Annotated in this window: 18 protein-coding genes and 1 tRNA gene; 11 read left to right on the forward strand and 8 right to left on the reverse strand. The window is 70.1% G+C overall.

Annotated elements, in window-relative coordinates; genetic code table 11:
• Positions 1-37: 37 nt before the first annotated feature.
• Positions 38-2,617: an alpha-glucan family phosphorylase gene (gene glgP, locus QE397_RS04400; protein ID WP_307091978.1), complete on the forward strand. Its 2,580-nt coding sequence runs from the start codon at positions 38-40 to the stop codon at positions 2,615-2,617.
• A 12-nt stretch (positions 2,618-2,629) separates the two neighbouring features.
• Here glgP and QE397_RS04405 read toward each other — a convergent pair whose 3' ends face one another.
• The 3 genes from QE397_RS04405 to QE397_RS04415 are packed head-to-tail and all read right to left on the reverse strand — an operon-like array spanning position 2,630 to position 6,576.
• A complete protein-coding gene (locus QE397_RS04405) occupies positions 2,630-4,687 on the reverse strand; it encodes an ATP-dependent DNA helicase (RefSeq protein ID WP_307091981.1) in 2,058 nt (685 codons plus the stop codon).
• Between the two features lie 42 nt (positions 4,688-4,729).
• Positions 4,730-5,284, reverse strand: coding sequence for an isochorismatase family protein (locus QE397_RS04410; RefSeq protein WP_027505486.1), 555 nt, complete (start codon positions 5,282-5,284; stop codon positions 4,730-4,732).
• A gap of 2 nt (positions 5,285-5,286) precedes the next feature.
• A complete protein-coding gene (locus QE397_RS04415) occupies positions 5,287-6,576 on the reverse strand; it encodes a nicotinate phosphoribosyltransferase (protein WP_285185968.1) in 1,290 nt (429 codons plus the stop codon).
• Between the two features lie 60 nt (positions 6,577-6,636).
• On the opposite strand from QE397_RS04415, the gene clpS reads away from it, so the two are divergent.
• The 7 genes from clpS to rdgB all read left to right on the forward strand — a co-directional run bounded on the left by clpS (position 6,637) and on the right by rdgB (position 11,624).
• On the forward strand, positions 6,637-6,948 hold the full coding sequence (clpS, locus tag QE397_RS04420) for an ATP-dependent Clp protease adapter ClpS (RefSeq protein ID WP_027505488.1): 312 nt from the start codon (positions 6,637-6,639) through the stop codon (positions 6,946-6,948).
• Positions 6,949-6,990: 42 nt separating this feature from the next.
• The gene (locus QE397_RS04425) at positions 6,991-7,575 is read left to right on the forward strand and encodes a DUF2017 domain-containing protein (protein WP_056448931.1); all 585 of its coding nucleotides are present in this window, start codon (positions 6,991-6,993) and stop codon (positions 7,573-7,575) included.
• Positions 7,575-8,633, forward strand: a complete 1,059-nt coding sequence (locus QE397_RS04430) for a P1 family peptidase (protein ID WP_307091987.1) — start codon at positions 7,575-7,577, stop codon at positions 8,631-8,633. The genes QE397_RS04425 and QE397_RS04430 overlap by 1 nt, the downstream gene beginning before the upstream one ends.
• A 67-nt stretch (positions 8,634-8,700) precedes the next feature.
• Positions 8,701-9,345, forward strand: a complete 645-nt coding sequence (locus tag QE397_RS04435; protein ID WP_056448929.1) for a rhomboid family intramembrane serine protease — start codon at positions 8,701-8,703, stop codon at positions 9,343-9,345.
• 91 nt (positions 9,346-9,436) lie between these two features.
• Entirely contained in the window at positions 9,437-10,195 is a 759-nt protein-coding gene (locus tag QE397_RS04440; RefSeq protein ID WP_037185729.1) for a cyclic nucleotide-degrading phosphodiesterase, read from the forward strand.
• Positions 10,196-10,267: 72 nt separating this feature from the next.
• Positions 10,268-11,020, forward strand: coding sequence for a ribonuclease PH (gene rph, locus QE397_RS04445; protein ID WP_027505493.1), 753 nt, complete (start codon positions 10,268-10,270; stop codon positions 11,018-11,020).
• A complete protein-coding gene (gene rdgB / locus QE397_RS04450) occupies positions 11,013-11,624 on the forward strand; it encodes an RdgB/HAM1 family non-canonical purine NTP pyrophosphatase (protein ID WP_307091992.1) in 612 nt (203 codons plus the stop codon). The genes rph and rdgB overlap by 8 nt, the downstream gene beginning before the upstream one ends.
• Here rdgB and QE397_RS04455 read toward each other — a convergent pair.
• The 4 genes from QE397_RS04455 to QE397_RS04470 all read right to left on the reverse strand — a co-directional run bounded on the left by QE397_RS04455 (position 11,614) and on the right by QE397_RS04470 (position 13,252).
• Positions 11,614-11,928: a DUF3817 domain-containing protein gene (locus QE397_RS04455; protein WP_373425275.1), complete on the reverse strand. Its 315-nt coding sequence runs from the start codon at positions 11,926-11,928 to the stop codon at positions 11,614-11,616. The genes rdgB and QE397_RS04455 overlap by 11 nt on opposite strands.
• Positions 11,929-11,987: 59 nt before the next feature.
• Positions 11,988-12,401, reverse strand: coding sequence for a hypothetical protein (locus QE397_RS04460; RefSeq protein WP_027505496.1), 414 nt, complete (start codon positions 12,399-12,401; stop codon positions 11,988-11,990).
• Between the two features lie 70 nt (positions 12,402-12,471).
• Positions 12,472-12,556 (reverse strand) — tRNA-Leu (locus tag QE397_RS04465).
• Between the two features lie 12 nt (positions 12,557-12,568).
• Positions 12,569-13,252 (reverse strand): hypothetical protein, encoded by a 684-nt coding sequence (locus tag QE397_RS04470; RefSeq protein WP_307091994.1) that lies wholly within the window; start codon positions 13,250-13,252, stop codon positions 12,569-12,571.
• Positions 13,253-13,703: 451 nt separating this feature from the next.
• On the opposite strand from QE397_RS04470, the gene QE397_RS04475 reads away from it, so the two are divergent.
• The gene (locus tag QE397_RS04475; protein ID WP_307091996.1) at positions 13,704-22,904 is read left to right on the forward strand and encodes a polyketide synthase; all 9,201 of its coding nucleotides are present in this window, start codon (positions 13,704-13,706) and stop codon (positions 22,902-22,904) included.
• Positions 22,901-23,293 carry a holo-ACP synthase gene (locus tag QE397_RS04480; RefSeq protein ID WP_027505498.1) on the forward strand — a complete coding sequence of 131 codons (393 nt, stop codon included), beginning with the start codon at positions 22,901-22,903 and terminating at the stop codon, positions 23,291-23,293. Before QE397_RS04475 ends, QE397_RS04480 begins: the two co-directional genes overlap by 4 nt.
• A gap of 39 nt (positions 23,294-23,332) precedes the next feature.
• Here QE397_RS04480 and QE397_RS04485 read toward each other — a convergent pair whose 3' ends face one another.
• Entirely contained in the window at positions 23,333-24,085 is a 753-nt protein-coding gene (locus QE397_RS04485; RefSeq protein ID WP_373425206.1) for a TetR/AcrR family transcriptional regulator, read from the reverse strand.
• Positions 24,086-24,292: 207 nt separating this feature from the next.
• Here QE397_RS04485 and QE397_RS04490 point away from each other — a divergent pair, with 207 nt between their 5' ends.
• Positions 24,293-25,633, forward strand: coding sequence for a hypothetical protein (locus tag QE397_RS04490; RefSeq protein WP_307091997.1), 1,341 nt, complete (start codon positions 24,293-24,295; stop codon positions 25,631-25,633).
• Positions 25,634-25,635 lie beyond the last annotated feature (2 nt).

Consider the following 25,635-nt stretch of genomic DNA (forward strand, 5'->3'; position numbering starts at 1 on the left):
CGGTGCGCGGCGGTCGCCCGCAGTAGTCTTCGGAATCGTGAAAGCACTCCGCAGATTCACCGTCCGCGCGCAGCTCCCGGCCCGACTCTCCGGACTCGCCGAACTGTCCGTCAACCTGCGATGGTCGTGGCATCCGCCGACCCTGGAGCTGTTCGAGAGCATCGATCCGGACCTGTGGGTCAGTGGTGACCGCGATCCGGTGCGCATCCTCGGCGAGGTGCGCTCGTCCCGCCTCGAGGACCTGGCGAACGACGACGCGTTCGTGCAGCGCGTGGATGATCTCGTCGCCGATCTGCACCTCTACCTGGCGCAACCCCGATGGTTCCAGCAGCAGGTCGACTCCGGTGCGGATCTGCCGGTGGGCATCGCGTACTTCTCGATGGAGTTCGGCGTCTCCGAGGTGCTGCCCAACTACTCCGGTGGTCTCGGCATCCTCGCCGGCGATCACCTCAAGGCCGCGTCCGATCTGGGGTTGCCCCTCATCGGCGTGGGCCTGCTGTACCGCTCCGGGTACTTCCGCCAGTCGCTGACGGCCGACGGCTGGCAGGCCGAGCGGTATCCGTCCCTCGACCCGCAGGGTCTGCCGCTGCGACTGCTCACCGACGAGTCCGATTCCCCGGTGCTCGTCCACGTCGCGATGCCGGGCGACCGCGTGCTGCGCGCGCGTATCTGGATCGCCCAGGTCGGACGCATCCCGCTGCTGCTGCTGGACTCCGACATCGCCGACAACGATCCCGAGCTGCGCGGCGTGACCGATCGCCTCTACGGCGGCGATCAGGACCACCGGGTGAAGCAGGAGATCCTGGCCGGGGTCGGCGGCGTCCGCGCCGTGCGCGCCTACACCGAGTACCACTCGCTTCCCGCGCCCAGCGTCTTCCACATGAACGAGGGCCACGCCGGCTTCCTCGGTCTCGAGCGCATCCGTGAACTGCACGCGGGCGGGCTGGACTTCGATTCCGCGCTCGCCGCGGTGCGAGCGTCCACCGTCTTCACGACGCACACTCCCGTGCCCGCCGGTATCGACCGCTTCCCCGCGGATCTGGTGCGCCTCTACTTCGGCGACGGCACGGCGGAGTCGTCGCTGCTGCCCGGCATCGAGATGGAACGCATCCTCGAACTCGGCCGCGAGAGCGACCCCGCGGTGTTCAACATGGCCCACATGGGGCTGCGGTCGGCGCAGCGCGCGAACGGAGTCTCCAAGCTCCACGGCATCGTCAGTCGCGGCATGTTCGACGAACTCTGGCCCGGATTCGACGCGTCCGACGTCCCCATCGGCTCGGTCACCAACGGCGTGCACGCACCGACGTGGGCGTCGCAGCGGTGGCTCGACCTCGCGGCGCGCACGGTGGGAACCCGCACGATGGAGGAGGCGCAGGGCTGGGAGCAGCTGGCCGAGGTCTCCGCATCGGACCTGTGGGAGACGCGTTCGGCGCTGCGGTCCGATCTGGTCGCGGAAGTGCGCCGCCGCGTGCGCCACTCGGCCCTCGAGCGCGGGTCCACCGACGCCGAACTCGCGTGGACGGACGACGTGTTCGACCCGTCGGTGCTCACGGTCGGATTCGCGCGCCGTGTCCCCACCTACAAGCGACTGACGTTGATGCTGCGGCAACCGGAGCGCCTGCGCGCCATGCTGCTCGATCCGGTCCGCCCGGTACAGCTGGTGGTGGCCGGCAAGTCGCACCCCGCGGACGACGGTGGCAAGGCCCTGATCCAGCAGATCGTGCGATTCGCCGATCAGCACGACGTTCGGCACCGTATCGTCTTCCTGCCCGACTACGACATGTCGATGGCCCGCTACCTCTACTGGGGATGCGACGTCTGGCTCAACAACCCGTTGCGGCCGCTCGAGGCGTGCGGCACCTCGGGCATGAAGTCCGCTCTCAACGGTGGACTGAACCTCTCCATCCGGGACGGATGGTGGGACGAGATGTACGACGGGGAGAACGGCTGGGCCATCCCCACCGCCGACGGCGTCGTCGACGAGAACCGCCGCGACGATCTCGAGGCCGCGGCGCTGTACGAGTTGCTCGAGAAGTCGGTGCTCCCCAAGTTCTACGACCGGGGCGACGACGGGTTGCCGGCGCGCTGGGTCGAGATGGTGCGGCACACCCTCACGGTCACGGGCCCGAAGGTGTTGGCGTCCAGGATGGTTCGCGACTACACGCAGCAGTACTACGGTCCCGCCACCCGGGCGGGTGCGGCGGCGATCTCCGACGACTACGCCGGTGCGAAGGCCATGGCCGACTATCGGCGCCGCGTCGATTCGGCGTGGCCCGCGGTCACGGTGACCGACGTCGAGGCGGACGGGCTGCCGGACACCCCGGTGCTGGGTTCGACACTCACCCTGTCCGCGACGGTGGGGCTCGGCGGACTCGGCCCGTCGGACGTGTCCGTGCAGGCCGTGTTCGGCCACGTCGATCAGGACGAGCAGCTCGGCGACGTCGTGACGGTCCCGATGCTGCACCAGGGATCGGCCGCGGGCGGCGAGCGGTTCCTCGCCGACACGACGCTGCCGCTCTCCGGGTCGGTCGGATACACGGTGCGGGTCCTGCCGCACCATCCGCTGCTCGCGGGAGACGCCGAGCTCGGTCGGGTCGCGGGTCCGTCCCCGATGTAGGTCCCTCCAGGTTCAGGTCTGGGTGGCGGTGAGGCGCGTCAGCGCCTTGCGCACGATCTCCGGGTCCGTCGTCTCCCAGAACGGTGGGAGCGACGCCCGGAGGTAGCCGCCGTATCGCGCCGTGGCCAGTCGGGAGTCGAGCACCGCGACGACGCCCTTGTCGTCGACGCTGCGGAGCAGTCGGCCGACACCCTGGGCCAGCAGTAGCGCCGCGTGGTTCGCGGCGACGGCGAGGAACCCGTTGCCTCCGCGCGACTCGACGGCGCGCTGCCGCGCCACCAGCAGCGGATCGTCGGGTCGCGGGAACGGGATGCGGTCGACGATCACGAGGGTCAGTGACCGACCGGGGACGTCGACGCCCTGCCACAGGGAGAGCGTGCCGAACAGTGACGTGGCCTCGTCCTGCGCGAAGCGCTCGACCAGGGCGCCGGTGGCATCGTCGCCCTGGCACAGCACGGGGGTGTCCAGCCGTTCGCGCATCTCGGCCGCCGCGGCCTTCGCCGCCCGCATCGACGAGAACAGTCCCAGAGTGCGGCCACCCGCGGCGCGCACGAGCCCCGCGATCTCGTCGAGCTGACTCGGCGACGTACCGTCGCGCCCCGGTGCGGTGAGGTGCTTGGCGATGTAGAGGATGCCGGCCCTGCCGTGGTCGAACGGCGATCCGACGTCGAGCGAGTTCCACCGGAACGTGTCCGCGTTGGACGGTGCCTCGGTGCCGGTCGCGAGGGCCGCGTCGACGCGGGTGGGGTTGGCGGCCGGCAGACCCCAGTTGACGGCGAGACCGTCGAACGAGCCGCCCACGGTGAGCGTCGCGGAGGTGAGGACCACGGTCGACTCCGCGAACAGCCGGGTCCGGAGCAGTCCGCCGACGGACAGCGGTGCCACCCGAACCACCCGCTTCACGACGCCGCGGAACTCGTCGACGGCCAACCACACCACGTCCCGCCGCTTCGCGGGATCGCTCTCCTCGTACGTCTCGAGAATGCGCACCGCGGTGTCGTGCACGTCGTCGATGGCGGCGAGAGCCGCGGTCCGCGCGGCCGCCGCGTCGGGGTCCGCGGCGGCGCCGCCCTGCTTGGCCGGCCCGATGGCCGTGCGCACGGCCCACGCGGCGTCGCGGATGCTCGCGATCGTCTGGGACGCGCCGGGGGGCAACTCCTCCCAGCGTCCGCCCTCGAGTTCGTCGAGCAACGCGGCGAAACCCTCTGCGGCGCCGGCCAGTCGGTCGAGAATCTCGTCCTCCACGAGCTTCCCGCAGCGACGCATGGCGGCGCCGACCGCGGTCGCGGACATCTCCGCCGTCGCCGCGGACGTCACCCGGTCCACGAGCTCGTGCGCCTCGTCCACCACGACGACGTCGTGTTCGGGCAGCACCGAGATGCCGGTGATCGCGTCGATGGCGAGCATCGCGTGATTGGTGACGACGACGTCGGCGCGCGCCGCGTCCACCCGAGCGAGCTCGGCGAAGCAGTCCTCGCCGTAGGGGCAGCGCGACTTCCCCAGACACTCGCGGGAGGTCACGCTCATCTGCCGCCAGGCCTGATCGGACACGCCCGGGTTCAGCTCGTCGCGGTCACCGGTCTCGGTGTCCGAGGACCACTCGGTGATGCGCTTGACCTCACGGCCGAGCCGCGACACGGCGAAGGCGTCGAACAGCTCCTCCTCCGGGGCGTCGGACGGTGCGCCGTGCAGTTTGTTGAGGCACAGGTAGTTGCCGCGGCCCTTGAGGATCGCGAATGTCGGTTCGTGCGCGAGGGCCGTGGTGAGAGCCTTCGACAGACGCGGCAGGTCGCGGTCGACCAGCTGACGCTGCAGCGCGATGGTCGCCGTGGACACGACGACGGTCCTCCCCGACGTCACGGCGTGCCGCAGCGACGGAACCAGGTAGGCGAGCGACTTGCCGGTGCCGGTGCCCGCCTGCACCGCGAGGTGCTCGCCGGTGTCGATGCTGTGCGCGACGGCCGAGGCCATGGTGAGCTGGGCCGTGCGCTCGGTGCCGCCGAGCGCCGTCACCGCGGTGCTGAGCAGACTCGGAACGGTGGGTAACTCGGACTTCGACTTCGGCGGCACCGTGCGAGGTTACGCCGGTGTGCCGACGCGTCGGGCTCTCGGTCAGCGGTCGGCGTGTACACCCTCGTCGGCGAGTTCGGCGAGAACTGCCGGCACCGTCGTGGGGCTCACTGCGGCGCAGTAGTCCAGCAGCACCGTCGTCTCGAAGCCGGCGCGCGCGGCGTCGCGGGCCGTGGCGCGGACGCAGTGATCGGTGGCCAGGCCGACGACGTGGACGGCGTCGATGTTCCGAGCGCGGAGCCACTCCGCGAGGCCTGTGCCGGACTCGTCGGCACCCTCGAAACCGGAGTAGGCCGCGTCGTACTCGCCCTTCGAGAAGACTGCCTCGATCGGGGTGAGGTCGAGATCGGGGTGGAAGTCGCAGCCGGGTGTGCCGACGACGCAGTGCCGCGGCCAGCTGTCGACGTAGTCCGGGGTCTCGGAGAAGTGGGCGCCGGGGTCGACGTGGTGATCACGTGTCGCGACGACGGCGTCGTAGCTCGCGCCGGCGACGAGCGTGCTGACGGCGGCGGCGACTCGCGCCCCGCCCTCGACGGCCAGCGAGCCGCCCTCACAGAAATCGTTCTGGACGTCGACGACGACGAGTGCGGTGGCCACGGTCAGGAGAATACCGTCGGCACGGCCGGATCTCCCTGTGACAGACCGAGTCCCTCCCAGGGCAGTGATCGCAGGCCCTCCGCGACCAGCGTGCGTGCGTCCTCGACCGTGGCGGTGTGCACGATCTCGCCGCCGCGCACCATGGGTACGGACAGCTCCCGCACCGTGTACGGATCGGTCGCGGGCAACGGCGCGCCGGCCTTCGTCACCAGCTCCTCGACGACGGTGCCCGTGCTGCGGGCCAGGCGGACGGCGCGCTTGCGTCCACCGCGCGACTCCTTGTGCGAACTGCGCTTGGCCACGGGGATGCCGTCGACCTCGACCAGTTTGTAGACCATGCCGGCGGTCGGTGCGCCCGATCCCGTGACGACGGACGTGCCGACGCCGTAGGTGTCCACGGGCTCGGCCCGCAGCGAGGCGATGGCGTACTCGTCCAGATCGCCCGAGACGACGATGCGGGTGCGCGTGGCGCCGAGGTCGTCGAGCTGCCGACGGACCTGCCGCGCCAGGACACCGAGATCGCCCGAGTCGATCCGCACGCCGCCGAGCTCGGGCCCGGCCACCTCGATGGCCGTCGCGACGCCGGCGGTGATGTCGTACGTGTCCACCAACAGCGTGGTGCCCACACCGAGGGCGGCGATCTGCGAGCGGAACGCCGCGGCCTCGTCCGGCCCGTCGACGCCCGTGTGCAGCAGCGTGAAGGCGTGCGCACTGGTTCCGGCGCCCGGAATGCCGTGGCGGCGGACCGCTTCGAGGTTGGACGTGGCCGCGAAACCGCAGATGTACGCGACGCGCGACGAGGCCACCGCCGCTTCCTCGTGGGCGCGTCGAGAGCCCATCTCGATGAGCGGCCGGCCGTCGGACGCGGAGACCATGCGGGTGGCCGCGGCGGCGATGGCGCTGTCGTGGTTGTAGATCGACAGTGCGAGCGTCTCGAGGATCACGCACTCGGCGAAGGTGCCGCGCACGGACAGAACGGGGGAGCCGGGGAAGAACAGTTCGCCCTCGCGGTAACCGTCGATGTCTCCGCCGAACCGGTAGTTCCGGAGCCAGTCGAGAGTGTCCGCCTCGAGGAACGACAACGACGCGAGTTCGTCCTCGCCGAAGCGGAAGTCGCGCAGAGCATCGAGGAAGCGGCCCGTGCCGGCGACGACGCCGTACCGCCGCCCGTCGGGAAGCCGCCGGGCGAACACCTCGAAGGTGCAGGCGCGATGCGCCGAACCGTCGCGGAGGGCGGCCGACAGCATGGTCAGCTCGTACTGATCGGTGAACAGCGCAGTGGAGGTCACCACTGCACCCTAGAGCGGTCACCGTGTCACGGGGCGACCGATGTACGCCGTATCCTGGGCGCCATGGCTTCGGATCTCACCGCGACACTTCCGCAGGCCACGCCCGACGAGGCTGTGGAGGTGTCCGAGGACACCGCGACGGATACACCCTGGGTCACCATCGTCTGGGACGACCCGGTCAACCTGATGCACTACGTCACCTACGTCTTCCAGAAGCTGTTCGGCTACAGCAAGGACAAGGCGACGGAGCTGATGATGCAGGTGCACTCGGAAGGCAAGGCGGTCGTCTCGAGCGGGCCCCGCGACAAGATGGAGATCGACGTGCAGAAGCTGCACGCGGCGGGCCTGTGGGCCACCATGCAGCACGACGTCTGACTCTCGAACACTCGTCTCACCCACTCTGGAAGGACCGTCGTCGTGCGCATGTGGACCCGGAAGAACGCGCTGGGCGGCGTCAAGTTCAAGTCGGAGATGGACGGCCGCGAGGTGGCCGTCCTGCGGTCGCTCGTCGAGTCGGTGGTGGGGCTGCTGGAGCGACGGGGCGCCGAGGCGCCGACCGACGACCTGGCCGAGCTCACCGGCATGCGATCCGGCAACACCTCCGCTCCCGAGGACCCCACGCTCGCGCGGTTGCTTCCCGATTTCCACCGGCCCGAGGGCGCAGACACGGCCGAGTCCGACGCGCTCGCCGAGCAGGCCGACCTCAACGGCGCCCTCCGCAGCCTGTACGAGCCGGACATCATCGACATCAAGCGCGCCGCAGGCGCGACCATCCTGTCGACGCTGCCGAACGGCGGCGGCAAGATCGTTCTCACCCGCGAGCAGGCCGACTCCTGGCTGACCGGGCTGAACGACGTCCGGCTGGCCCTCGGCACCACCCTCGGCATCGATGCGGACACCCCCGACCAACTCGAGGAGGACGATCCGCGAGCACCGCACCTGGACGTCTACCACTGGCTCACCTGGATGCAGGACTCGCTGGTCCAGGTACTCATGCCGTGATGCGCGACCTGCTGTCGGACGTCGCCGGACTGACCGTCGGACACCACCACGTGCTGGATCCCGAGGTCACGCTGTCCGACGAGCACCACGACGGCGTCGGACGCGCGACCGGCTGCACCGTCGTCATGACGGACGCGCCGGTCACCGCGGCCGTCGATGTCCGCGGCGGCGGGCCGGGTACCCGCGAGACCGACCTGCTGGATCCGTCCCACGCCGTGCAGCAGATCGACGCGGTGCTGCTGACAGGCGGTTCCGCCTACGGTCTCGCGGCGGCGGACGGAGTCATGCGCCACCTCGAGGAGCATCGGCGCGGCGTGCGGATGGGCCGAGACGACCGTGTCGTCCCGATCGTGCCGGGCGCCGTGATCTTCGATCTACCGATGGGGGACTGGTCCGTGCGACCGGACGCGGAGTTCGGACGAGCAGCTGCGGCAACCGCGTCCGCCGACTTCGCGCTCGGATGCGTCGGCGCGGGGACGGGCGCACGCGCAGGGCTCCTGAAAGGCGGCGTCGGCAGCGCGTCGACACGGATCGAGACCGGCGCCGCGGCGGGTCTGGTGGTCAGCGCGTTGATGGTCGTCAATCCCGTCGGATCGGTCTTCGACCCCGCGACGGGTGTCCTGTGGAGTGCGGCGTCCGTCCCGGAGGTGGGCCTGCGAACCCCGAGTGCGGACGACGTGCGGGCGGCCGCCGAGCTCGCGCCGAAGGACACCTCCCTCAACACGACCATCGGCGTCGTCGCCACGGACGCGCAGCTCACCGAGTCGGAGTGCCGGCGGGTGGCCGTCGCCGCACACGACGGGCTCGCACGCGCGATCCGACCGGCCCACTCGCCGCTGGACGGCGACACGATCTTCGCCGTCGCGACGGGACGGGCGGCCGCCCGCCCCGCCGAGGTGGACATGCCGATGATGATGCCCCATCTGGCCGTGCTCGACGGAGTGTGCGCGGCGGTCGCCCCGGTGGTCGAGCGCGCCATCGCGCGGGCGATCCTCGCCGCGACGGCGGTGGCCGGGTTTCCCGCCTATCGGGACGTGTTCCCGAGTTCCGGCGCGTGAGCCCGACCCGCACTCTCGAGTATCGTCGAAACCGGATATCACCTCTCGCCTCACGATCGGGAACGCCATGACCCTCGGAACCTCCGGCGCGCAGCCGGCCACGCAGCCGCGACGCTCGCGCTGGGCGAGCGCCGCCATGGTGATCGGTGGCTTCGTCGCCGTTCTGTACGTCATCGAGGCGGTGGACGTGGCGTCCGGTCTCGCCCTCGACCGGCACGGCATCGGCCCCCGATCGGTCGACGGTCTCCAGGGCGTCGCCTTCGCCCCTCTGCTCCACCACGGGTGGGACCACCTGTTCGCCAACACCGTTCCGCTGCTGGTGTTGGGATTCGTGCTGATGCTCTCGGGCATCGCGCGCGGTCTGGCCGTCACCGCGGTGGTGTGGATCGTGGGTGGGCTGGGCACCTGGCTGACGGGCGAGACCGCGTCCCTGCACGTCGGCGCCTCGATCATCGTGTTCGGGTGGTTGTCCTACCTCATCGTGCGCGGCGTCTTCGCCCGCGATCTCGGGCAGTTGCTCGTCGGGGTCCTGGTGCTGCTCGTCTACGGCAGCGCGTTGTGGGGGGTGCTCCCGACGCAGGAGGACGTGTCGTGGCAGGGCCACCTGTTCGGCGCACTCGCGGGAGTACTGGCGGCCTGGATGTTCGCCGGTGCCGCACGTCGGCAACGCGCCGCGCGCACGCTCCCGCCGTCGCCCACCCTGCACCGGTGACAGGAGCCGTGCGCACCCTTCGGACATCTCACGACACGGTGTGTCGCCGAACTCTCTCGGACCTCTCACCGCGCGTGGCAGCATGACACCCATGCGTCTCACGGTTCTGGGTTGTTCGGGCAGTGTCTCGGGTCCGGACTCGCCGGCATCGGGATATCTCATCGAGGCGCCCGACACCGCTCCGCTCGTCATGGACTTCGGGCCCGGTGTTCTCGGTGCCCTGCAGAAGTACGTGAACCCCGCCGACGTGCACGTGCTGCTGTCGCACCTGCACGCCGATCACTGCCTCGACGTCCCCGGACTGCTGGTCTGGCGCCGGTACGGCCCCACTGCGGTGGAGGGCCGTGCCGTGGTCCTCGGGCCGTCGGACATGGCGTTCCGTCTGGGCGTGGCGTCCGCGGAGAGCGGTGGCCGGATCGACGACATGTCGGACACCCTCGATCTGCGGTACCTCCGAGACGGTTCCGTGGTGACGTTCGGTGCGCTGACCATCGAGCCGCGACGCGTGTACCACCCGCCGGAGTCCTACGGCATGCGCATCACCACCGAGAGTGGAACCGTCCTGGCCTACACCGGGGACACCGGAATGTGCGACGCGGTGGTCGAACTGTCGACCGGGGCCGACGTGCTCCTGGCCGAGGCGTCGTGGACACACGCCGCGGATCGCCCTCAGGGCGTACACCTCTCGGGTACCGAGGCCGGCCGGCTGGCGGCCATGGCGGAGGTCTCGGAACTGCTGCTCACCCACATCCCGCCGTGGACGTCACGCGAGGACGTCGTCGCGGAGGCGAAGGCCGAGTTCGGTGGTCCGGTGCATGCCGTCTCACCCGGCTACGTCGTCGAGGTCTGACCGCTCGCACGTCCCTCGGGGCGCGGCAGTCCGTCCCCGGGCCGTGTCGGCGACCCGACTAGGGTGGCAGGCGTGTCCACACGTGAAGACGGCAGAGCAGACGACGAACTCCGCACCATCACCATCACCCGCGGTTTCACCTCGCACCCGGCAGGATCGGTGCTGGTCGAGTTCGGCAACACCCGGGTGATGTGCACCGCCAGCGTGGAGGAGGGGGTGCCGCGGTGGCGCAAGGGATCCGGGCTTGGCTGGCTCACCGCCGAGTACGCCATGCTTCCCGGCGCGACGCACACCCGCAACAGCCGGGAATCGGTGAAGGGCAAGGTCAGCGGACGCACGTCCGAGATCAGCCGACTCATCGGGCGCTCGCTGCGGGCCTGCATCGATCTCGCCGCTCTCGGTGAGAACACCATCGCCCTCGACTGCGACGTGCTGCAGGCCGACGGCGGGACGCGCACCGCGGCGATCACGGGTGCCTTCGTGGCACTGTCCGATGCAGTCACCTATCTCGCGGCTCACGGCAAGCTCGCCGATCCGCAGCCCATCTCCTGCGCCATCGCTGCCGTGTCGGTCGGCGTGGTGGACGGCCGCGTCCGGTTGGACCTGCCGTACGAGGAGGACTCCCGCGCCGAGGTGGACATGAACGTCGTGGCCACCGACACCGGAACACTCGTCGAGATCCAGGGCACCGGCGAGGGCGCGACCTTCCCGCGGTCCACCCTCGACGCCATGCTCGACAATGCCCTCGCCGGCTGCGAGCGCATCTTCGCGATCCAGAAGGAGGCTCTCGCGGCCCCTTACCCCGGTGAGTTGCCCGGTGCCTGACGTACGGCTCCTCGTCGCCAGCCGCAACGCGAAGAAGCTCGCCGAACTGCGGCGGGTGCTCGATGCCGCGCAGGTCGGCGGCGTGGAACTGGTGGGGCTCGACGAGGTCGCCGAGTACCCGGAGACTCCCGAGACCGGGGCGACCTTCGAGGAGAACGCTCTGATCAAGGCTCGGGACGGCGCTGCCGCGACCGGGATGCCTTGTGTGGCAGATGATTCGGGGATCGCGATCGACGCACTGAACGATATGCCCGGAGTGCTGTCGGCGCGATGGTCGGGGCAGCACGGCCAGGACGAGGCGAACACCGCGCTGGTGCTGGCGCAGCTGGCCGACGTGCCGGACGAGCGGCGCGGTGCGGCGTTCGTCTCCGCCTGCGCGCTGGTGCTGCCGGACGGACGTGAGCACGTGGTCCGCGGCGAGTGGCGGGGGAGTGTGTCGAGAACCCGTGCCGGAAGCGGTGGATTCGGTTACGACCCGATCTTCGTTCCGGACGGTGCCGGGCAGTCCGCTGCCGAGATGACGCCTGCGGAGAAGGACGCGTTGTCCCATCGCGGCGTCGCGCTGCGCCGGTTGCTCCCGGAGATCACCGCGTTCACGCAGTAGGTCGGACGGCGAAGTCCCGCTTCACCTGCTGGGTGCGGCGGTGCTCGATGACGAACGACAGGAACGGCACGGTGCCGGCGAGGAGCGTGCCGATGGTGCGGCCGACGGGCCAGCGCACCTTCACGGCGAGGTCGAGCGTGACGATCAGGTACGCGAAGTAGACCCAGCCGTGCACGATCGCGATCCACCCGGGCAGGTTCTCGACGCCGAAGACGTACTTGGCCACCATCTCCGCGGTCAGCACCAGCAGCCATACGCCGGTGGCGTAGGCGAGAACGCGATAGCGCAGAAGCGCGGGCTCGATCCGCCGGTCGGTCGGCCGACCCCCGGTGCTTCGAGCGGCGGGACGAGGTTCTGCGGTGCTCACGAAGTGCTCCTGTCGTTCTCGCGGCCGGCGTCCAACTCCGCGAGATAGCTGTTGTACTCCCGCAGTTGACGAGTCTCCTCGTCGTCGGCAGTGTCGTCGGGCAGGCGGGTCGTCCGAGCTGTCGGGCGCTGCGGGAGGAGATCGGTGGGGATCTCGGTGATCACCGTGGACTCCACCGGTTCGTCCACGGTGTCCTCGAGTTGGACGAACCGTCGGTAGGCGAACACGACGAAGGCGGCGAAAAGGGGCCACTGGAAGGCGTAGCCGAGATTCTGACCCGTGCCGGACGACGATTCGAATCGTTCCCACTGCCAGTACCCGAGCGCCAGGCATCCGCAGGCGGCGACGATGACCAGCACGATGAGTGCTGGGCGGCGCGTCCTGGGGGTGGTGTCCCGGCTCTGATCCACACCACGACGGTACCGGACCGCGCACGGTCAACGACACCGCGTCGTAGGGGTCGTGGTGGGACTCACCTGCTGGTGCGCGAGGGGGGACTTGAACCCCCACGTCCGTCGGACACCACATCCTAAGTGTGGCGCGTCTGCCATTCCGCCACTCGCGCGTGCAGGTGAGTCTAGACGACCTCGGCCGGCACCTCGCGGGTCCGCGGCCTGCGGACGAGCGAACGCTGGTAGCGCCACACCGCGTGCCGCAGCGTCGCGCGGTCGGTGTCGAGGTCACCTGCGACCGCGTCCAGGACGGCGTTCCGGTCCTCGACTCCGTCGACGGTCACGGCGAGTGTCACGCGCAGGAAGTCGTCGACCCCGGCGTCGCTCAGCGGTGACGCGACGCCGAGGGCGCCGAGAAAGCACTCCCATGACAGCTCGCCGACACCTGCGACGGAGACGAACGCGTCGTGTTGCGTCTCGGACCCGTCCACGTCCGTCGCCCTGGTCACCCCGACTGCGAGCAGTGCGGCGGCGACGGCCCGCGCGGCGTCGGCCTTGGTCGAGTGATTCCCCGGAACCCGCTGCCGGTTGTCCACGACGTCGGCATCGAGCGTGGTGAGAGCGCGGAGATCGTCCACCGCGCCGCATCGCGAGCGCCGCCACGCGGCGATCACCCGGCGCACTCCCGTGGTGGGACCGCCATACGTCGCTCTCGACGAGAACACGGCGTCGAGGAGAGCGGCCTCGACGTCCCCGGCCCACCCCGGAAACCAGAACGGCCAGGTCTCCCGTGGAATCACCGCGTCGACGGCGGTAGCGGTGGCAGTCTGCGTCGAACGGTCGATGATCGCTGCGATGGTGTCGGTCATGTGAGTCCCCCCGGTCTCGGTGCACGACGTGTGCGATCAGGAAGGTAGACGGACGGTCCGACAGGAACCGACCGTCCGCTCGTATAACGAATTGGTAACGATGAACACGAGGAATCCCTCAGGTTCCTCGCCCGCGGAAACCGCCCTGGTCTGCAGCGATCGACCCTACTTTCGGGTCAGTTGAGCCGCCGTTTCTGGCCACGATCACGACGTACCCGCGGGTAGCACTAGGACGTCAAACAGAACGTGAGGAATTCCTCATGATTCCGTGTCATCCTTGAGCCCACGAGATGCGAGTGGTCCGTCGATGACGACTGCCCACCGTCTCGGGCTCCCGGAGTCTCGTGTCGCCGGTGGCCCAGCAACGTCGAACAACCCAGCCACGTCGAACGAGCCCAGCGTCAGAAGTACCCAGCACCTCGCGATCCGAGGTAGGAGAGGACACGCACGCGTGACCATCAACGAGAGCACTCCCCCCAACCGCCAGCGCTCCACCGATCGGGCGGAGTCGCTCGCGGAGCGGTTCGTCGCGGGTGAGCCGTACGCGTTCGCCTTCGGTGGCCAGGGTGCGCCCTGGTTGCCCACCCTCGACGAGCTGACCCGGGACTGTGCACTCGAGCCGCAGATCACCGATCTCGTCAACACCGCGGCCGACATCCTCGCGCCCGTGGCGCAGGAGCTCCTGGTCGTGCGGCCCCTCGGCTTCGATCCCATCGCCTGGATGCTGGAGCAGGAGCTCGCCGACGATCCGTCGGCCGGTCCGTCCACCGCAGCCCTCGCCTCCGCGGCCGTCTCCGTCCCCGGCGTCCTCCTCACCCAGATCGCCGCACTGCGCGCGCTGTCGGTGCAGGGACTGGACTGGACCGCCACTCCGCCCTCCGCCGTCATCGGCCACTCGCAGGGTGTCCTCGCCGAGGCGGCTGTCGCCGATCTCGGACGCAGTGACGCCGAACTGCTGGCCGTCGCGCAGCTCATCGGTGCCGCAGCCGGTCTCGTCGGCCGCCGCCGTGCCCTCATCGGCTCGGGCGAGCGGGCTCCCATGATCGCCGTCTCCGCCGTCGACCCCGTCCGTCTGCAGGCCATCGTCGACGAGGTCGCGGGCGACGACGCCACGACGTCCGCCGTCGTCGCCATCCGCAACGGTCGCCGCCGCGTCGTCCTCAGCGGTCCGTACACCAAGCTCGTCCGCGTGCAGCAGCGCTGCGAGGAGATCTCGGCCACCGAGACCCGCGAGCGTGACGCCAAGAAACGTGGCGGCGCGATCTTCGCTCCCGTCTTCGAACCCCTCGACATCGAGGTCGGCTTCCACCACCCGCAGATGGGTGAGGCCGTCGACGTCGTCGGCCAGTGGGCCGAGCGCTGTGGCGTCGACGTCTCCCGTGCCCGCGCACTCGCGCAGGCCATCCTGGTCGATCCCGTCGACTGGGTCGCCGCGACCGAGTCCGTGGTCACCGCGGGCGCGTCGTGGATCCTCGACCTCGGTCCCGGTGACGCCCTCACCCGCCTGACCGCATCGAACATCAGTGGCCACGGCGTGGGCGTCGTCGCCGCGTCGACCCGCACCGGGCACCGCAACCTCCTCACTCCCGGCGCCGCACCCGAGGTGGACCGCCCGTGGAGCGACTTCGCCCCGTCCGTGGTCACCCTCCCGAACGGGTACACCGCCGTCGAGACGTCCTTCACCAAGCTGACGGGTCGGTCGCCGATCCTGCTCGCGGGCATGACCCCGACCACCGTCGACCCGAAGATCGTCGCCGCCGCGACCAACGCCGGCCACTGGGCCGAGCTCGCCGGTGGCGGACAGGTCACCGAGGAGATCTTCGCCGGCCACGTCGCCGAGCTGCAGGAGCTCCTCGAGCCCGGCCGGTCCGTGCAGTTCAACTCGCTCTTCCTCGACCCCTACCTGTGGAAGCTGCAGCTCGGCGGGAAGCGCCTCGTGCAGAAGGCCCGCACGGCGGGTGCGCCGTTCGACGGCGTCGTCGTCACCGCGGGCATCCCCGAGCTCGACGAGGCCGTCGCGCTCATCGAGGAGCTGACCGAGGTCGGCATCAGCCACGTCTGCTTCAAGCCGGGCACGGTGGCGCAGATCCGCGCGGTGATCCGTATCGCCAACGAGGTTCCGGACTACCCGGTCATCGTCCACATCGAAGGTGGCCGCGCCGGTGGCCACCATTCGTGGGAGGACCTCGACGACCTGCTGGTAGCCACCTACGCGGAGCTGCGGTCGCACGACAACATCGTCATCTGCGTCGGCGGCGGCATCGGAACTCCCGAGCGCGCAGCCGACTACCTCACCGGACGCTGGTCGGAGGCCGCCGGCTTCCCGGCCATGCCGCTCGACGGCATCCTCGTCGGCACCGCCGCGATGGCCACGCTCGAGGCGACAACGTCCCCCGAGGTCAAGCAGCTCCTCGTCGACACCCCCGGAACGCCCGACTGGGTCGGTGCCGGCACCGCGATCGGCGGCATGGCTTCCGGCCGCAGCCAGCTCGGCGCGGACATCCACGAGATCGACAACGCCGCCTCGCGGACCGGTCGTCTGCTCGACGAGGTCGCCGGCGACGACGAGGCCGTGGCCGCCCGCCGCGACGAGATCATCGCCGCTCTCGACGCCACCGCGAAGCCGTACTTCGGCGACGTCGCGTCCATGACGTACCTGCGCTGGCTCGAGCGTTACCTCGAGCTCGCCGTCGGGCACGACATCGACACCGACACTCCGTGGCTCGACGTCACGTGGCGCGTCCGCTTCCGCGACATGCTCCAGCGCGCCGAGGCCCGCCTGCACCCCGTCGACCGTGGCCCCGTTCCCACCCTCTTCGCCGAGGACGACATCCTCGATCGCCCCGCCGATGCCCTGCGGGCACTCGTCGCGGCCTACCCCGACGCCTCGACGGTCGAGCTGCACCCGGCCGACGTGCCGTTCTTCATCTCGCTGTGCCGCATCCCCGGCAAGCCGGTCAACTTCGTTCCCGTCGTGGACAAGGACGTCCGCCGCTGGTGGCGCAGTGACTCGCTGTGGCAGGCCCACGACGCGCGGTACTCGGCAGACCAGGTCTGCGTCATCCCAGGCACCGTGGCCGTCGCCGGCATCGACCGGCTGAACGAGCCGGTCGGCGATCTGCTGAACCGCTTCGAGAAGGCCACCGCGGATCGCCTGCTCGGCTCCGGCGCGGACTCCGTCGCCGTCGCCACCCGCCGTCATCCCGACATCGCGGGCGGTCTCGTGGGCATGGTGCTCGCCGCTCCGGACATCACCTGGGCATCGCGCCTCGCGCCCAACCCCGTTCGTCGACTCGGTGCACTGTCCGAGTGGGACGTCGTGTCCGACGAGGCCGCCACCCACGCCCGTACCGGCGCCACGCTGACCGTCGCCGGCTCGGACCAGGTGCTCCTCTCGGTTCCGCTCTCGCCCGGCAAGAGCGTCGACATCCGCATCACCGTCCCCGCCTCGGCGGTCGACGGCGGAGCGCCGCTCGTCACCGACGCGGACGCCGAGTCGTCGATGTCCGCACTGCTCGGAGTCGCTGCGGGACAGGAACTCCCGACGGTCAAGGGCGGCGCTGCTCGCCTCAACATCGCCTGGTCGCCCGACCTCGTCGCCGACCATGCGGGTGTCACCGGCTCCGGCCTCCCCGCGGACTACGGCGTCGGCCACTCGGCCGTGCCCGACGTCCTCGTCGGAGCGTGCTGGCCCGCCGTGTTCGCCGTGCTCGGCTCGGCGCGTACCGCCGACGCCGGCTCCGTCATCGAGGGCATGCTCGACCTGGTGCACCTCGACCACCGCATCGATCTCATGGGCACGCTGCCGGACCACCACAGCATCCTGGTGGTGAAGGCGCAGTCGGGCGAGGTCGTCGACACCGATCTCGGCCGCGTGGTCGAGGTCTCCGTCGAGATCGGCGCCATGCTGGGCGAGGGCCTCGACGCTCCCGTCGTCGCCACCCTCGTCGAGCGGTTCGCCATCCGTGGCCGCACCGGCACCGGCACGCTGTCGGATCCGCCGCGCGCCGGCGGGTCGGTCACCGACGCGCTGGTCGAGACCCCGCGCCGCCGTCGCCGCGACACCACCATCACGGCTCCGCGTCACATGGGTGCGTTCGCTCAGGTCTCCGGCGACCACAACCCGATCCACACCTCGGACGCCGCAGCACGTCTCGCCGGTCTCGGCGATCCCATCGTGCACGGCATGTGGCTCTCGGCTGCCGCGCAGCAGGTGGTCACCGCCGTCGATCCGGCCGCGACGACTCCGCCGCGTCGCCTCACGGCGTGGACCACGCGCTTCCTCGGCATGGTGCGTCCCGGCGCCTCGATCGACGTCCGCGTGGATCGCGTCGGCTACGAGGCCGGTTCCGAGATCGTCGAGGTCTCCTGCAAGGTCGACGGCGACATGGTCATGATGGCCACCGGCCGCATCGCCGCACCGAAGACGGTCTACGCGTTCCCGGGCCAGGGCATCCAGCAGCCCGGCATGGGACTCGACGCACGGGCTCGCTCGAAGGCCGCCCGTGAGATCTGGGAGCGAGCGGACAAGCACACCCGCGCTGCCCTCGGCTTCTCGATTCTCGCTGTCGTGCGGGACAACCCGACCGAACTGCGGGCCAGGGGAGTGACCCACCGTCATCCTGACGGCGTCCTGCACCTGACCCAGTTCACCCAGGCCGCGATGGCCGTGCTCGGTGTCGCCCAGGTGGCTGAGCTCCGCGAGTCCGGCGCGTTCGTCGAGGACTCGTTCCTCGCCGGGCACTCCGTCGGTGAGTACAACGCTCTCGCCGCCGTCGCCGGGGTCCTGCCGCTCGAGGCCGTCCTCGAAGTGGTCTTCCAGCGCGGCTCCGCCATGCACCAGCTGGTCCCGCGTGATGCGAAGGGCCGCAGCCAGTACCGCATGGCCGCCATCCGTCCGTCCCAGGTCGGCCTCGCCGACGACGACGTCATCGGATTCGTCGAGTCCATCGGTGAGCGCACCGGCGAGTTCCTGCAGGTGGTCAACCTCAACCTGCGCGGCTCCCAGTACGCCATCGCCGGCACCGTCGCGGGTCTCGAGGAGCTCGAGCGCGAGATCGACCGTCGCCGTGCCGAGTTCGGCGGCAAGCGGGCCTTCATCCTGGTCCCCGGCATCGACGTCCCGTTCCACTCCACCGTTCTTCGCGGCGGTGTGGACGACTTCCGGGCTCGTCTCCTCGAGCTGCTCCCGGAGACGATCGACCCGTCGATCCTCGTCGGCCGCTACATCCCCAACCTGGTTCCGCGTCTGTTCACGCTCGATCGTGACTTCGTGCAGGAGATCGCCGACCTGGTGCCGTCCGAGCCGCTGGCCGACGTCCTGGGTCGGTGGGACGACTGGGCCGCCCGCCCGGCCGATCTGTGCCGCGTGATCCTGACCGAGCTGCTGGCATGGCAGTTCGCCAGCCCCGTCCGGTGGATCGAGACGCAGGACCTGCTGTTCGCCGACGAGTCGGACGGCGGACTGGGCATCGAGCGTTTCGTCGAGGTGGGTCTGGGATCCGTTCCCACGGTGGCCAACCTGGCGACCAACACGCTGAAGCTGCCCGGTCGCATCGGCCACCCCGTCGAGGTGCTCAACATCGAGCGCGACGCGGCCGTCGTCTTCTCCACGGACACCGATCCGGAGATGGTGGACGAGCCCGAGTCCGAGACTCCCGCTGCAGATCCGGCGGCTGCCCCGGCAGCCGTCGCCGCCCCGGTCGCTGCTCCCGCGGCACCGGCCGGTGGGCCGCGTCCCGACGACATCGCGTTCACGGCGTCGGACGCCACGACCGTGCTGATCGCCCTGTGGACCAAGCTCCGCATCGATCAGATCGGCCCCGCCGACACCATCGAGGCACTGTGCGACGGCGTCTCGTCCCGGCGTAACCAGCTGCTCGTCGATCTCGGTTCCGAGCTGTCGCTCGGTGCGATCGACGGCGCGGCCGACGCCGACATGGGTGCCCTCGCCGGCACCGTCAACAAGCTGGCACGTACCTACCGTCCGTTCGGGCCGGTGCTCAGCGACTCGGTGAACGATCACCTGCGCAAGGTGTTCGGACCGTCGGGACGTCGTCCCGGCTCCATCGCGGAGCGCGTCGCCAAGGTGTGGCAGCTCGGTGACGGGTGGGCCCACCACGTCACCGCCGAGGTCGCTCTCGGCACCAGGGACGGCGCATCGATCCGCGGCGGCGACCTCGGTGGTCTCGCAGACGGTGCCGTCGCCGACGGTGCCGCGGTCGACGCGGTCATCGACGCAGCCGTGACTGCGGTCGGTCAGCGACGCGGCATCCAGGTGTCCATGCCCTCCAGTGGGGGCAGCGGCGGCGGTGGCACCGTCGACGCGGCCGCCCTGGGCGAGTTCACCGAGAACATCACCGGGCGCAGCGGAGTGCTGGCCTCGGCGGCCCGACTCGTCCTCGAACAGCTCGGATTCGCCGAGAACCTCACTCTGCCCGAGGCGGACGCGAGCGAGGCCGAGCTGGTCGACCTGGTGTCCACCGAGCTCGGCACCGACTGGCCGCGTCTGGTCGCTCCGTCGTTCGACGCCCGCAAGGCGGTGCTGATCGACGACCGCTGGGCCAGTGCGCGTGAGGATCTCGCCCGGCTGTGGCTGGGGGACGAGAAGGCTCAGGCACTCGCTGTCGACACTTTCGCCGGAACCGGTACGGCGGTCGCGTCCCAGGCGAGCTGGTGGCAGCAGAAGGCTGACGCCCAGGGGCGCGGCGACCTGGCGGCCACCTACGGCGCCATCGCGTCGGCTGCGGCGCAGTCGACCGAGGCGTCGACCCGCTGGACCGGACAGGTCGCGGTCGTCACCGGCGCCAGCAAGAACTCGATCGCCGCTGCGGTGACCGGGGAACTGCTCGCCGGCGGTGCGACCGTGTTCCTCACCACCTCGCGTCTCGACGAGAGCCGAGTCGGGTTCTACCGTGAGCTCTACCGCACGAATGCCACTGCGGGAGCAGCCCTCTGGGTGGTCCCGGCGAACATGGCCTCGTACGCCGACGTCGATGCCCTGATCGAGTGGATCGGCAGCGACCAGATCGATTCGGCCGGTGGCGCGAAGAAGCTGGTCAAGCCCGCCGTCACCCCGACGATGCTGTTCCCCTTCGCGGCACCGCGGGTCGCCGGCGAGCTGTCCGACGCCGGTGCCCGCGCCGAGATGGAGATGCGCGTCCTGCTCTGGTCGGTCGAGCGTCTCATCGGTGGTCTGTCGAAGATCGGTCACGACCGCGACGTCGACACCCGACTGCACGTGACACTTCCCGGTTCGCCGAACCGTGGACTGTTCGGTGGCGACGGTGCCTACGGCGAGTCCAAGGCAGCGCTCGACGCCGTGGTGAACCGCTGGAAGGCGGAGCGCACCTGGGCCGAGCGAGTCACGTTGGTGCACGCCCGTATCGGTTGGGTTCGCGGCACCGGCCTCATGGGTCACAACGACCCGGTGGCCAACGCTGCCGAGGCGGCCGGTGTGCGCACCTGGTCCACGGCGGAGATGGCCGAGCAGCTGCTCGCCACCTGCGACGAGGAGTCCCGGACCGCCGCCGCGCAGGCACCGCTCGAGGTCGATCTCACCGGCGGCCTCGCCGAGGCGGGCCTCGATCTGGCCGCACTCGCCAAGCAGGCGGCCGACGAGGCCGTCGCGGACGACGCCGTCGCCGAGGCACTCGCCACCGTCGACGCGCTTCCCGCGCCGCCGCGGCTCGACGAGCAGCCCGCAGCACCCGCGTGGACCGCTCTGGACATCGAGCCGTCCGAGATGGTCGTCATCGTCGGTACGGGCGAGCTCGGGCCGTACGGCAGCGCACGCACCCGCTTCGAGATGGAGGTCGACGAGAAGCTCTCGGCGGCAGGCGTTCTCGAACTCGCGTGGAACACCGGTCTGGTGGTCTGGGAGAACGATCCCAAGCCGGGGTGGTACGACGCCGAGTCGGGCGATCTGGTGCCCGAGGCGGAGATCGCCGACCGGTACCACGACACGGTCGTCGAACGCTGCGGTATCCGGCAGTACGAGGACGACGGCGCGATGGTGAACAACACCGCGCCGCTGCTCACCTCGGTGTTCCTGGACAACGATCTGACGTTCGTCGTCGGCAGCGAGGCGGAGGCACGCGCCTTCGTCGGTGCCGATCCCGAGCGGACGGTCGTGAACCAGAACGCGGAGGGTGACTGGCAGGTCACGCGCAAGGCGGGCACCGAGATCCGCGTACCGCGTCAGATGAAGCTGACGCGCACGGTCGGTGGTCAGATCCCCACGGGATTCGACGCCACCAAGTGGGGCATCTCGCCGGACATGGCGAGCTCCATCGACCGGGTCGCGCTGTGGAACATCGTCTGCACGGTCGACGCGTTCATCACCAGCGGCTTCACCCCGTCCGAGCTCATGCGCTGGACGCACCCCTCGCTGGTCGCCAATACGCAGGGCACCGGTATGGGCGGCATGGAGTCGATGCGCTCGCTGTACATCGACACCCTTCTGGGTGACGCTCGTGCGAACGACATCCTGCAGGAAGCGCTGCCGAACGTCGTTGCGGCGCACGTGGTGCAGTCGTACGTCGGGTCCTACGGCGCGATGATCCACCCGGTCGCGGCCTGCGCCACGGCGGCGGTCTCGGTCGAGGAGGGCGTGGACAAGATCCGGCTCGGCAAGGCGACGTTCGTCGTGGCCGGCGGGTTCGACGACCTCAGCACCGAGGGCATCATCGGCTTCGGCGACATGTCGGCGACGGCGGAGGCCTCGGCGATGCACGCCAAGGGCATCTCGGATCGCCGGTTCTCCCGAGCCAACGACCGTCGACGCGGTGGCTTCGTCGAGTCGCACGGCGGCGGAACGATTCTGCTGGCCCGCGGTGACCTCGCTCTGGAGATGGGCCTGCCCGTCCTCGGTGTCGTCGGATGGGCGCAGTCCTTCGGTGACGGCGTGCACACGTCGATCCCGGCTCCCGGTCTCGGCGCCCTCGGCGCTGCCCGCGGCGGTCAAGACTCGGCGATGGCGTTGTCGCTCAGCGCACTCGGCGTCTCCGCGGACGACATCGCGATCGTCTCCAAGCACGACACGTCGACCAACGCGAACGATCCCAACGAGGCGGAGATGCACACGCGTCTGGCCCGAGCACTGGGCCGCACGGAGGGCAACCCCCTCTTCGTGGTCTCGCAGAAGTCGCTGACCGGACACAGCAAGGGCGGCGCCGCTGCCTTCCAGCTGATCGGTCTGTGCCAGGTGCTGGCCGAGGGCGTCGTGCCGCCGAACCGCAGTCTCGACTGCGTCGACGACACGATGACCGAGTTCGAGAACCTGGTCTGGGTACGCGAACCGCTGCGCTTCGGGGAGCGGCTGCCGTTCAAGGCCGGACTGCTGACCAGCCTCGGCTTCGGCCACGTGTCCGGCATCATCGCCGTGGTGCACCCGCAGGCGTTCCTCGAGGCGGTTCCGGCCGCGCAGCGCGAGGAGTACACGGCGAAGGCGCAGGCACGTGTGGTGGCCGGCAAGCGGCGGCTGATGGAGGCGATGTGCGGCGGATCCTCGCTGTACGAGCGTCCGGAGGATCGCCGACTGGGCCACGACGGCACGTCGAGCGATGCGAAGCACGAGCTCGAGATCGATCTGCTGCTGAGCGAAGATTCTCGCCTCGGCGCGGACGACGTCTACCGTACGGTGGCCGAGTGAGCATCCTGGGAGTCGGTCTGGATCTGGTGTCGGTCTCGGAGTTCGCCGAGCAGATGGAGAAGGTCGGGACCACCATGGTCCGCGACAGCTTCACTGCCGGCGAGCGCCGCCACGCCGCCACGCGCAGTGCGGATCCCGCGCGGCACTACGCCGCGCGGTGGGCCGCGAAGGAAGCGGTGCTGAAGGCTTGGGCCGCATCACGTTTCGCTCGTGCGCCCCAGATCGGCGACAACCCGTACCCGCTGATCGAGGTCGTCAACGACGCGTGGGGACGTCCGTCGATCAAGCTGCACGGCATGGCCGCGGAGTTCCTGCCGACGGTCAAGATCCACCTGTCGCTGACCCACGACGGCGACATGGCGGGAGCGGTGGCGATCCTCGAGGAGTGATCGTCAGACGAATGACGGAGAAGAGGAGAGCCGACGCGATCAGCGTCGGCTCTCCTTTTCTGCCACCAACAGGTAGGCGCCCATCAGGCGCTTCAGCTCGGCGACGGCGTCGGCGTGACTCTGACCGTCCTGCACCGAGAAGTTGAGCATGGAGTAGACGACGTGCACGAGCACCTCGGCCATGAGGTTGCGGCGGGCACGTGGGGTGCGGGGTGTGAGCGGTGCGAGCACCCGCTCCACCTGGGCGGCGAACGCCTTCTCGTGGATCATGCCGGTGGCGCGTGTGGCCGGGGTGGACTGCATCGCCAACCACACCTCGCGTCGGGACGGATCCGACGTCCACAGGCTGGAGAGATGGTCCAGGAAGTCGTCGAGGAAGCGTAGCCAGTCGAGTGACGGAACCTCGCCGTCGAAGTCGGCGAACTCCTGGCGCACGCCTGCGAGATCCTGGCGACCCAGTTCGCACACGATGACGTACTTGTTGGCGAAGAACTGGTACAGCGTGCCGATGGGCAGTCCGGCGCGGGCCGCGACCTCCTCGCACGTGAACGACTCGAACCCCACGTCGGTCAACAGTTCGCGCGACGCCGTCAACAATGCGTCGAACTTCCGTTTGCTGCGCTCCTGGGTGGGGCGGCGGCGGGGGAGCAGCTCGACGGGCTCGTTCTCGTCCGCGTTCTCGCTGGTGTCGGCCCCGTCGCGGACATCGGTCTCGTCGTGAAGGCCCTGATCGTGCGCCGTCTCCTCGGTGATCGGGGTGCTGCGCCCCGGTGCTCCGTCGGTCGACTCCACGTCACCAACAGTATCGGTCGACCCACCGTTCTCGAACAGTGAGCTACCGTTCGGCCGCATTCAATATGAACTTACGGTATGTTTAGAGACTGTTACAAGACGCATCGTTCACTGACGGAGCATGTAGTCGATCGTTCAGGCCGGTCTCGGGGGAGTCACGACGGCTGTGTCGGCTTCCGGTTCGTCTTCGAGAAGAGGAGGCACATCATGAACGACACCCCCCGCAACAGCAGCGCACCCGAGACCCGTGGTGACACCACCGTGGTCTCCGCCGTTCTGCTGTATCACCTGGACGGGTCCACGGTGACGGCGTCCCTGCTGTCTCCCATCGACGGGTCGGACCTCGGCGTCGCCGAGTCGATCGACCTCGAGGACTTCTCGCCCGAGCAGATCGGGCTGACGGTGCCAATGCTGTGGGACCTGGTGGACGTCGCCGACGCCTGTGTCATGTCCGTCGTGACCTCGGGCGCTGCCGCTGACATCGACGTGGCTCCGCCCATCCTCGAACTCGCGTTCGGTGTTCCCGTCTTCGACTCTCCCACCCCGGTCGTCGCGGACACGCCCGCCGACGGCGCGACACTCGACGACGACGTCACTCCTCCTGCCGACGATGTCGCGCCCTGGCAGCGGACCACACCCTCCGCTGTCGCCGCCGCCGCAGCGGCAGCCCGCCCACCTCTGCGCCCGACGCGTCCCGTCCCGGCCAAGCCGGTACGCCGGTCCGCGACCGGTGCGGGGAAGTCCGGCGTCGTGAAGTCGGCCGCGTCCGCGTCGCCGATCTCGAAGTCCGCAGCGGCACGTGCCGGTGTGGCAGGTGCCGCCGCCGCGGCTGCTCGCCCCCGAGTCGCGTCCGCCGACGAGGTCACGCCCGTCGACAAGGCCGTTCCTCCCACGACGTCGTCCGACACCGACACCGAGGTGTTCCCCGCCGTCGTGGCGCCTGCTGTCGTCGATCCGATCGACGATGCTCGGACCGAGGCCATCCCGGTGGTGACGGCCGCGTCCGTCGCTCCCACCGGTCGCCGCTCGCGCCGTTTCGTCGGGTTCGCCGGCGCTGCTGCAGCAGCAGCGCTGGTCGCGGCGGGCATCGGTACCGCTGCCGTGATGTCCGGTGGATCGGACAGCGTGCCCCAGAACACCGCCGCTGAGCAGCAGGCCCCGAACGGTGGCTCCGCGTCCCCGGTGGCAGATGCTCCCGCAGCCGCGGCACCGGTGGTTCCCGCTGCTCCGGCCGCGTCGCCGGCCCCCGCTGCTCCGGCAGCGCCGGTTCCGACAGAGGGCGCCGCAGCAGACGCCGCGGCCTCCGACTGGACCGCGCCGTCGGCAGCACCCTGGTCGCCGACCGCCGCTGCGCCGGCGCCCACGCCGTGGACCACCACGCCGCCACAGCAGCAGTCGTCCTCTCCCAGTGCGGTACCCGCTCCGCAGTTCACCGTCCCGGTGCCCGAGCAGGATCCGAACAAGTCCCCGCAGCAGCTGCAGGACGAGGCGTGGGCGAAGCACTGGCAGCAGACCGGGCAGTGGCTCAACCAGGAGTTCCCGCAGTAGGT

Origin of the sequence: Rhodococcus sp. SORGH_AS_0301 (assembly GCF_030818285.1) — a bacterium.
GTDB lineage: Bacteria > Actinomycetota > Actinomycetes > Mycobacteriales > Mycobacteriaceae > Rhodococcoides.

What these genes read in the sequence shown, in the direction of transcription:
- QE397_RS04490 (WP_307091997.1), top strand. Translation starts at nt 24,293, where the DNA reads ATGAACGACACCCCCCGCAACAGCAGCGCACCCGAGACCCGTGGTGAC.
- QE397_RS04435 (WP_056448929.1), top strand. Translation starts at nt 8,701, where the DNA reads ATGACCCTCGGAACCTCCGGCGCGCAGCCGGCCACGCAGCCGCGACGC.
- QE397_RS04430 (WP_307091987.1), top strand. Translation starts at nt 7,575, where the DNA reads ATGCGCGACCTGCTGTCGGACGTCGCCGGACTGACCGTCGGACACCAC.
- QE397_RS04440 (WP_037185729.1), top strand. Translation starts at nt 9,437, where the DNA reads ATGCGTCTCACGGTTCTGGGTTGTTCGGGCAGTGTCTCGGGTCCGGAC.
- clpS (WP_027505488.1), top strand. Translation starts at nt 6,637, where the DNA reads ATGGCTTCGGATCTCACCGCGACACTTCCGCAGGCCACGCCCGACGAG.
- QE397_RS04470 (WP_307091994.1), bottom strand. Translation starts at nt 13,252, where the DNA reads ATGACCGACACCATCGCAGCGATCATCGACCGTTCGACGCAGACTGCC.